Annotated in this window: 5 protein-coding genes and 1 pseudogene; 2 read left to right on the top strand and 4 right to left on the bottom strand. The window is 38.0% G+C overall.

Translation table 11 applies throughout. From position 1 onward, the window contains the following. The first annotated feature begins 246 nt into the window (after positions 1–246). Both BHE89_RS03165 and BHE89_RS03170 read left to right on the top strand, forming a co-directional pair. Positions 247–1,713, top strand: a complete 1,467-nt coding sequence (locus BHE89_RS03165) for a sigma 54-interacting transcriptional regulator (RefSeq protein ID WP_458694204.1) — start codon at positions 247–249, stop codon at positions 1,711–1,713. A gap of 375 nt (positions 1,714–2,088) precedes the next feature. Then, positions 2,089–2,745: a 2OG-Fe dioxygenase family protein gene (locus BHE89_RS03170; RefSeq protein WP_286138875.1), complete on the top strand. Its 657-nt coding sequence runs from the start codon at positions 2,089–2,091 to the stop codon at positions 2,743–2,745. A 22-nt stretch (positions 2,746–2,767) separates the two neighbouring features. Here BHE89_RS03170 and BHE89_RS03175 read toward each other — a convergent pair whose 3' ends face one another. From BHE89_RS03175 to fdhF, 4 genes and pseudogenes are all read right to left on the bottom strand, one after another. After that, positions 2,768–3,544: a MurR/RpiR family transcriptional regulator gene (locus BHE89_RS03175; protein WP_069368210.1), complete on the bottom strand. Its 777-nt coding sequence runs from the start codon at positions 3,542–3,544 to the stop codon at positions 2,768–2,770. A 108-nt stretch (positions 3,545–3,652) separates the two neighbouring features. Further along, entirely contained in the window at positions 3,653–5,014 is a 1,362-nt protein-coding gene (locus tag BHE89_RS03180; RefSeq protein WP_069368209.1) for a 6-phospho-alpha-glucosidase, read from the bottom strand. A 14-nt stretch (positions 5,015–5,028) separates the two neighbouring features. After that, a pseudogene (locus BHE89_RS03185) lies at positions 5,029–6,609 on the bottom strand (PTS transporter subunit EIIC). A gap of 299 nt (positions 6,610–6,908) precedes the next feature. Continuing rightward, positions 6,909–9,053: a formate dehydrogenase subunit alpha gene (fdhF, locus tag BHE89_RS03190; RefSeq protein WP_077885108.1), complete on the bottom strand. Its 2,145-nt coding sequence runs from the start codon at positions 9,051–9,053 to the stop codon at positions 6,909–6,911. Positions 9,054–9,523: the final 470 nt, after the last annotated feature.

The raw sequence follows: 9,523 nt of genomic DNA on the forward strand, positions 1-9,523 counted from the left end.
GTCATTGATATAAATTTATTATAAACCTACTACAATATAGCTAATTTTTTAAGGCAATCGGTGGTGTCATGAAATTAAGCAGTAACAATGCTGAAACTATGGAGAGCCTTCGTAATGAGCGTAACCAATATCGAATATTGGTCGATGTCACAAACTCCGTATTAGCTCATCTAGACATGGATGGTCTTATTTCTGAAGTCTCTAAAGAAATACATCGTTTTTTTTGGACTGAACCATATTAGTCTTATGTTATGTCGTACCTCATCACAAAATAGTAGTGAAGGTATTCTTTATTCTAGTCGTTATCAGACTGGAAAATCTGTCATTCGTCAACAACGTAAATTTAGTAGCGCGAATAACAAAGCCGAAGAAATTATTAATCAGAATAAACCTGTCTTAATTGATATTAATAAAGAAGATCAGGAAGATGTTTTGATTAAGCGTCTAGTTAAGCAAAATATGCAGACGGCTTTGTTATTGCCACTAGCTTTTAATCATAAACCTCTCGGTTTATTAATTTTAGCGCATGAAATAGGAAGTGTTTTTACTAACGATACTTGCCAATTACTTCAACAAATTGCGGCGCGTATTGGTATTGCCATTGAAAATGCAGCCGCGTATGAAGAGATAACACATTTAAAGGATAGCTTAAAGAATGAGAACATTTGGCTTAATGAACAGATAGATAATAATGCATGTTTTAGTGAGATTATTTATCAAAGCGATGCGATGCATAATGTGCTCGAACAAATTGAATTAGTGGCACAAAGTGATAGCACTGTTCTTATATTAGGTGAAACAGGAACAGGTAAAGAATTAATTGCACGCGCTATTCATAGTCTAAGTCAGCGAAAAAGTAAGACTATGATAAAAATGAACTGCGCAGCAGTGCCTTCTGGTCTTTTAGAAAGCGACCTCTTTGGTCACGATAAAGGTGCATTTACAGGTGCAACCAATACACATATTGGTCGATTTGAAATGGCGGATAAAAGTACGCTATTTCTAGATGAAATTGGTGATATGCCCATTGAATTACAACCTAAACTGTTGCGAGTTCTTCAAGAGCGAGAAATAGAAAGATTAGGCGGTAATAAAGTTATTCCTGTGGATGTCAGACTGATTGCGGCAACCAATAAAGATCTCCATGATTTAACAGATGAAGGTGAGTTTAGAGAAGATCTTTATTATCGTCTTAATGTTTTTCCTATTATTATTCCACCGCTAAGAGAGCGACCTGAAGATATTCCGCTTTTAGCAAAATATTTTACACAAAAAATTGCACGAAGAATGGATAGAAAAATAGATTGTATTCCAGCTAACGCATTGGAACAATTAACACTTTATCCATGGCCGGGTAATGTTCGTGAACTGGAAAATATTATTGAGCGTGCGGTTATTTTAACCCGAGGTTCAACATTAAACCTTCAGTTAAAAGAGTTGCATATTAATAAACCCTCTCGTTTAAAACAGGTACTGACTCAACCTTCATCCATTGAAAAGCGCATGCAAACAAATGCGCCAGAAAGTGATGATGAAGAACGAGAGAGGATCATTCAAGCATTAAGAGAAACGAATGGCGTTGTTGCGGGGGCTAGAGGGGCTGCATTAAAATTAGGATTAAAAAGAACCACGTTATTATCACGGATGCAACGTTTAGGTATTTCAAATTCCAGAAATTACTTTAATCTTGAAATAATTTTTTTATTTATATAAGAGAGTGTAATAGTTTTATTACATTCTCTTTTTTTAATTAATTTGAAATTTATTAATCCCTATCTATAATAAAAATGATTATATTTTAACTATTATTCCTCTAATTAACTATTAATAATATTAACCATCAATGGAGCATATTATATATGAACAACCTGCTTATAAATAAAATTAGTGAAATAAAAAATGAATATAAAAATAATAAATATGTTTTTATTCCTCAAATGTAGTTATCGATTTAATAAAACACTTAGGTGCTGAAGAAAAAGATATTAATACACTAATGGAATATGGTGATTACTTAGCACAAGATCCTACCCTTTCATTTCGTCACTCACGAACAGGACGCTATCTTTTGATCATGATATAAAAACAATTTCTCGATTAGAGTATCAGCCCTTTGTTCTTACTGAAGAAGATGGTTTTATTCGTGAAGACAGTGGTGCACAAAGACACTTTAGGGCCATTGATGATCGCTGGCAGAGTAATACAGCCTATCAAGCTTTATTAAAATTAAAGATGCTATTAATTCAAGGTAATACATTTACGCCTCGTCACTTAACAGATCAAAACTCCCCTAAATCAATATCCACTGTGTTTCATTTAAGATTAATTGCCCAACCCGATTCTTTAAGTGAGCTTTCTATTGAAGGTGTTCATAAAGATGGCGTTGATCACACCATGATTGTGATGATGAATAAGAATAACGTTAAGGATAAAACGGGAACTTTACGTGTTCATTCACCGAACGAACCCATAGGAACACCTTGGCAAAAAATCGCCCCAGAAAATGTACTTTATGAACACGATAATGCGCAATATCTTGATATTTTATTAATTGCAGATAATGAATTAAATCATAGTGGTACACCTATTTTTACGCATGATAATAAAAATCAGGCTTACCAAGATTTTATCGTTTTACTCTCTCGCTATCCAACGGTTGATTCTCATCCATCACATAAATTTGATTCGATGAACTCACACCCTGACTTGCCTTTAACGCTTTATTTAAATCAGTCCGTCGCTTAGTCATATCGCGTTATTGCATAAATTAAAATCGTTGAGCTCGGCTGAGTAATAAATCAATAATCAAGACAAGATTTGATTCAAAAGATGAACTCTCGATAGTGTCGCTATGATAATTCACTGCATCGTCATAAATGGGGAAATGAATATCAGCAAGTTCAGCCAACGGATTGGCACTTGCTCGAGTAAATGCGACAATCTTCATACCAATACTTTTTGCTATTCTCGCCTTTTCAACCACTTGCTCTGTCTCTCCACTACGAGATATCGCAATAAAAACGGTATAGCGTGAAGCATTATTAATAAAGATATTTTTACTGTCACTGAGTCCAGAAAGAAAAGCATCTTTACCAATCAATTGTAACCGCTTACTGATATATTCTGAGAATATATGGGAAAACCCAGCACCATAAATAAAAAATGAATTCTTGCTGTTAATTAAATCCACAAAAGCGTGTCTTTTCTCCTCTGAAATTAACGTGAAGGTTTTTAAATAATTCGCCAAAAACTGATCAAAAAGAGGCTCTGTTATCTCATTTTCATCACTTTTCAATTGGTGGGATTTTTCAGTCGTGGATAACAACTGTTTACAGTAATAAACTAACTCACTATAACCAGAGAAACCTAATTTCTGGCAAAGCCGCATAATGGTCGTTGTCGAAACAAAATTAGCTTGTGCTAGCGCTCTAATCGTCTGTTTTCCAACCCGTGTTGGGTTGTCAATTAAATAAGAGAGAATACGATATTCTGCGCGTGTTAAGTCTGTTGCTCTTGAGAGTAAAGATGATAATCGTGCCGACATACCGGTTACCTTAATTGATACATCGTCCTTACCAACATAAAGGAAAATGCTGTTCTGGTGATAGAACAGCATTTTTATTCAATTATTCATTAACAGCAAGTGTTGAGATCAAACACGCTTACCATTTACATAAGCTTTGCGTAATTCAGGCCAATATTCACGATTTGCTTCGATCATATCATCGAGGATCTGCTTCGCATGGATCACACTTGGCACGGTTTTATTCAAAGTGAACGCCTCAAGTGCTTTTTCATAGCTACCTTCAAGCGTTGCTTCCACCAATAATTGTTCTGATGCCAATTGTTGTTCCAACAAAGTACGATGGAAACGAGGAATATCGCCGACTCGAATAGGTTCAGGGCCATGAGACGTGATATAAGCAGGCACTTCAACCATCGCATCATAAGGTAAGTCAGCAATTGCCCCTTTATTTTCAACAATCACCAGGTGGCGCTGGCGTAAATCAAAAGCTAAAGAGCATGCCACGTCAACAATAAAGGCACCATGAACACCAACATGGAATGCATCAGGTAAAATACCCGTTTCTTTGTATTCACGCGCCGCTTCAAATAGACGTTTTTCACGACCATCCATCACTTCGTTTGCACGAGTGTAATCAGGATCTTGATGTTCCACGATATAATTTGGCATCAAGTAGTACTGTAAATATGGGTTTGGAATATATTCAGGGAATGCTTCCATTAATGGCTGAATATGACGCCACGTTTTTACCCACGATGGATCAGAATGTTGTGGGTCAGTTTGTGCCGCATCTTCGGTTAAAAGACCAAACTTAGCAATATGTTCGCGTAATTCAGGCAGTTTTTCTTCACCTTTTACGCGTACTGAAGTAAACCAACCAAAGTGATTTAGACCAAAATAGTCTACATCTAAATCATGGCGATCAACATTCAATACGGCAGCCATATTACGCATCGCCGCAACAGGCATATCACAGATATTCAATACACGAGCATGAGGGCGTAAACGACGCACACCTTCAGCCACAATCGCCGCAGGGTTTGAATAGTTTACAATCCATGCATTAGAAGAGGCATATTTCTCAACTAAATCAATTAATTCAACCATCGGTAAAATAGTGCGTAAACCATAAGCAAGCCCGCCTGGTCCACAAGTTTCTTGCCCAACGACCCCATGACGCAATGGAATTTTTTCATCCTGTTCACGCATTTTGTATTGACCCACACGCATTTGAGCAAATACAAAGTGAGCACCATCAAATGCAGTTTCTGGATCTGTTGTCACCGTAAACTTAATAGTATCGCTATGATCACGGATCACTTTTTCAACCACAGGTGCAATAGTGTCTTGACGCTCTTGATCAATGTCGTATAAGCGAATTTCACTCAGTGGGAAATCCTCTAAACGCACCATTAAGCTTTTTACAATTCCTGGTGTATAGGTGCTTCCGCCGCCTGCAATACTTAAGATAAAGGGTGATTTAGTCATCTTTCTTTCTCCTATTAAAGTGCGGCTTCGACCGCTTCACGCATTTTTTTTTACATGTAATCCATAAACAACTTGCACGTTATTACCATGGCGCACAACGCCTTTAGCACCCGTTTTTTTCAAGATATCTTCATGAATGACATCAACATTTTTAACAATGACTCTTAAGCGGGTATAACAATTATCAACCACTTCGATATTGTCACGTCCACCGAGCCCTTCAATAATCGTTTCACCTAACTCATTGATAACTTCAGCCGTTTCTTCAGAAGTAGCGATTTTTTTCTGCTTTTTTTCTTGTAATCTTCCTTGCTGTATAAACGCGTCTCTTCATCATCATCTTCACGCCCCGGTGTTTTAAGATTGAGTTTTAAAATCAGGATTCTAAAGATAACGAAATAGAGAACGGACATAATCAAACCCACCACGATATACATAGGCCAATTTGATTTTTCAGTACCTAATGGCAAGTTATATAAAATGAAATCAATAACACCGTTCGCACCAATTGCATGAACACCTAATAGATAGAACAACATCATGCCAATGCCGGTTAATACGGCGTGAACTAAAAACAGAACAGGCGCAACAAATAGGAAAGAAAATTCAAGAGGCTCTGTCACACCGAGTAAAAAGGAAGTCGCAGCAGCCGGAATTAAAATCGCCTTCGCCATCTGTTTTTTCTCTTTTTTAGCCACAGAGATCATGGCTGCCGCTGCCGCCGTTAAACCAAACATTTTAGCGATACCGCGTGCATCCCAAATCACAGTGCGACTAAGTTGTTTAACTTCAGGGCATGCCATTTCAGCAAAATAGATATTTCTTGCACCTTGATAAGTTGTGCCGCAAACATCTGCAACACCGCCTAATTCTGTATACAAGAATGGGGTATAAACTAAATGATGTAATCCAGTTGGGATCAGAATACGTTCTAAGAATCCATAAATCAGCGCACCAAAAGCACCAGAATCATGAATAACGAGCGCCATCTTAGTGATCCCCGCCTGAGCAAAAGGCCAAACTTCACACATTAAAACAGCCAACGCAATGGTGAATGGGATAGCAATAATGGCGACAAAGCAGTGACCAGAGTAAATAGCCATAATGCCGTTAAATTGACGACCTGAATAACGGTTATAAAGCCATCCTGATATTGCTCCAGTTAAAATACCTGCAAATACCCCCATCTCTAGAACCTGGACACCTAATACCATGCCTTGACCAGCAGCTCGCATCTCATCTGCACTAACCAACTTACCTTGTAGTGTTAGCGTTATATTCATGGCATTCGTGAAAATGACAAACACCACTAAGCCAATTAAACCGGCATAGCCTTTGTCTTTTTTCGCTAAACCAACGGGAATACCCACAGCAAAAATCAGTGCCAGATTAACTAAAATAGCCACTGATGATTTCGCAAGTAATTGTCCAATACTTTGAATAACGGGGTGATTTAAAAACGGAATATATTCCGCAAGATTGCCATTGCCAAAGACATTACCTAAAGCGATATATAAACCGACAATAGGTAATATCAAGACGGGGCCATATAAGGATTTACCAAACGCTTGTAGGGCATTAATGAGTTTTTTCATACGGTATCTCGTTGTTGTTTTCATACACTCATTTCCATGACAACATCCTGCGCTGGCATTAAATAAAAAGCAATTTATCCATTTGATTTAGAAACAGATTACGTTAAAAGTAACATGTTACTTTTTTTATTGTGAGCCAACGCATGGTGAATATTTAGACAAAAGTTAAGTGATTTTTCGACGATAAACAGAAGAGAAAAAGCCCTACAACAATAAAAAACCATAAAAAAACCGAGTTTACTAACACAAGGTCAATAAACTCGGTCTTAAGGCAGAAAAACAAGATTAATTAGGTCAGATTAGCCCTCGGCGGCTTCTCTTAAACGACGTTTAATATTGCTATATTCCGTTTTCACATAGTGTTCTGCCTGAGCCTGTTCCTTGATTGGCTCAACACATACTGCACAATATTTATACTCAGGTGTTTTAGTGATTGGGCTTAAGTTTTCTGCAACGAGTTCGTTACAAGCCCCAATCCACCACTGGTAAGTCATATATACAGCGCCTTTATTCGGTCTATCACTGACCGCAGCACGCGTAATCACTTTACCTTGACGAGAACGTATCCAGACTAATTCCTGATCTTTGATACCCAACTGTTTGGCATCTTCCGTGTTTAATTGAACATAACCCGGTTCATCAGCCAACGCCGCCAATGCTTTACAGTTACCTGTCATTGAACGGCAAGAGTAGTGTCCAACTTCACGAACGGTTGCTAGTACCATTGGGAATTCATCGGATAGCTTGTCAATAGGTGGCGCCCATTCACAAGTAAAGAATTGACCTTTACCATTAGGGGTATCAAATTTACCCCCTTCGTACAGATATTGTGTACCAGGGCTATCTTCTGTTGGGCAAGGCCATTGAATATAAGCCAAGTCCGCCATTTTTTCGTAAGTCGCACCATAATAAATCGGGCATAACTCACGCAACTCATCCCAAATTTCTTTGGTATTGTTGTAATGCATTGGATAACCCATTGCGGTTGCCATCAGACTGATAATTTGCCAGTCTGTTTTTACATCACCAACAGGTTCAACGGCTTTATAGAAGCGTTGGAAACCACGGTCTGCCGCCGTATAAACACCTTCATGCTCACCCCATGATGTTGCAGGGAAAATAACGTCAGCAATAGACGCTGTTTTGGTCATAAAGATATCTTGTACTATCAGTAGCTCCAGTTTTTCAAACGTTCTACGGATTGTGGCGAGATCAGGCTCAGTTTGCAGTGGATCTTCACCCATTATGTAGTGCGCTTTTAATAAGCCATGATCGATATTATGAGGGACTTCACTTAACGCATAGCCCACTTCATCAGGCATGGATTCAATGCCCCAGAATTTAGCAAATTTCTCACGCGCTTTTTCGTCAGTAACGTATTGATAACCAGGCAGTGTGTTAGGTAATGCTCCCATATCACACGCACCTTGTACGTTATTTTGACCACGAACTGGGCCAACACCGACGTATTTTTTACCTAAATTACCCGTTAATAAGGCTAAACTCGTCAATGCACGAACCGTTTCAACACCTTGATAGAATTGCGTTACACCCATTCCCCAAAGAATTGTTGCTGTTTCTGCTTTCGCGTACATACGTGCAGCTTCGCGAATAATTTGAGCACTTAAACCGGTTGTTTCTTCAACGGATTCAGGTGTATAGCTTTCAACTAATTTACAATATTCTTCAAATTGCTCGGTGTGATTTTCGATAAAGGATTTATCATGTAATCCTTCTTCAATAATCACATGCGCAATCGCATTTAATAACGCAATGTTAGAGCCATTTTTTAAGCCTAAGTGTAAATCGGCTAAACGTGCTGTTTCGATGTAACGAGGGTCACATACAATAATTTTAGCACCCTTTTCTTTCGCCTTAACAATACGGCGAGCAACAATAGGATGCGAGTCTGCGGCATTATAGCCGAAGACAAATAGACATTTGGTATCTTCAATCTCAACGATTGAGTTGCTCATAGCACCATTACCGACCGAACGCTGCAGACCTGCAACCGAAGGGCCGTGTCAGACACGAGCACAGCAATCTATATTATTATTTCCGATAACTGCACGAGCAAACTTCTGCATAACGAAGTTAGCTTCGTTACCAGGCCCTCGCGAAGAGCCCGTTGTCATAATAGATTTAGCACCGTATTTCTCTTTGATAGCAAGAAGCTTACTACTTGCAAACTCAATTGCTTCTTCCCAAGAAACCGATTCTAATTTTCCGCCTCTTTCACGACGGATCATAGGTGTTTTAAGACGTGGAGTCAGTATCTTAGTATCATGGATAAAATCCCATCCATAATACCCTTTCAGACACAGCTCACCTTGGTTTGTTAAACCATTAGCGCCTTCAGCACCAATGATTTTACCGTTTTCCACCTTCAGGTAGATTTTGCATCCTGAGGCGCAATACGGACAGACCGTGATGACTTTTTTCATCAACATTGCTCCTGTGTTCATCAACTTTCAGGTTATTACCTGATTCTCTCCTCTATCTATGCAGAGAGTGTGCCAAATAAGCACTCTTTTTTATTTTTCTTCAACACGATGAAAAATAAAGAAAAACAAAATTCGCTGAATGAGTAAAAAACAATGAAAACTAAAATAGCAGGGAATGCTCGACACTAATGACGATATTTATGTCGACTGGCGTTTCTATCAAAACTCGTTATACATTAATACTTATAACGTAATAATACTTATTATTTGTAAAATCAAAATAATAAATATGCATTCTTATCTGCCTTTATTGGCGTCTCGCCATATATAATGATGACAACTTTCTTATATCTCTATCAATATTCCTATCTATTTGAACTATTTAAAAATTAATAATTTTGACATTAATGTAATTCAAATAAAAAAATTTTTAAATTTCAAGCAAAAAAAAGAACATAATACTGAACCTG

The organism is Shigella sp. FC1967 (assembly GCF_001743005.1).
Classification (GTDB): Bacteria; Pseudomonadota; Gammaproteobacteria; order Enterobacterales; family Enterobacteriaceae; genus Proteus.

Excerpts from the sequence above, each read along its gene's own strand:
- BHE89_RS03175 (WP_069368210.1), bottom strand. The coding sequence starts at position 3,544 with ATGTCGGCACGATTATCATCTTTACTCTCAAGAGCAACAGACTTAACA.
- BHE89_RS03165 (WP_458694204.1), top strand. The coding sequence starts at position 247 with ATGTTATGTCGTACCTCATCACAAAATAGTAGTGAAGGTATTCTTTAT.
- BHE89_RS03180 (WP_069368209.1), bottom strand. The coding sequence starts at position 5,014 with ATGACTAAATCACCCTTTATCTTAAGTATTGCAGGCGGCGGAAGCACC.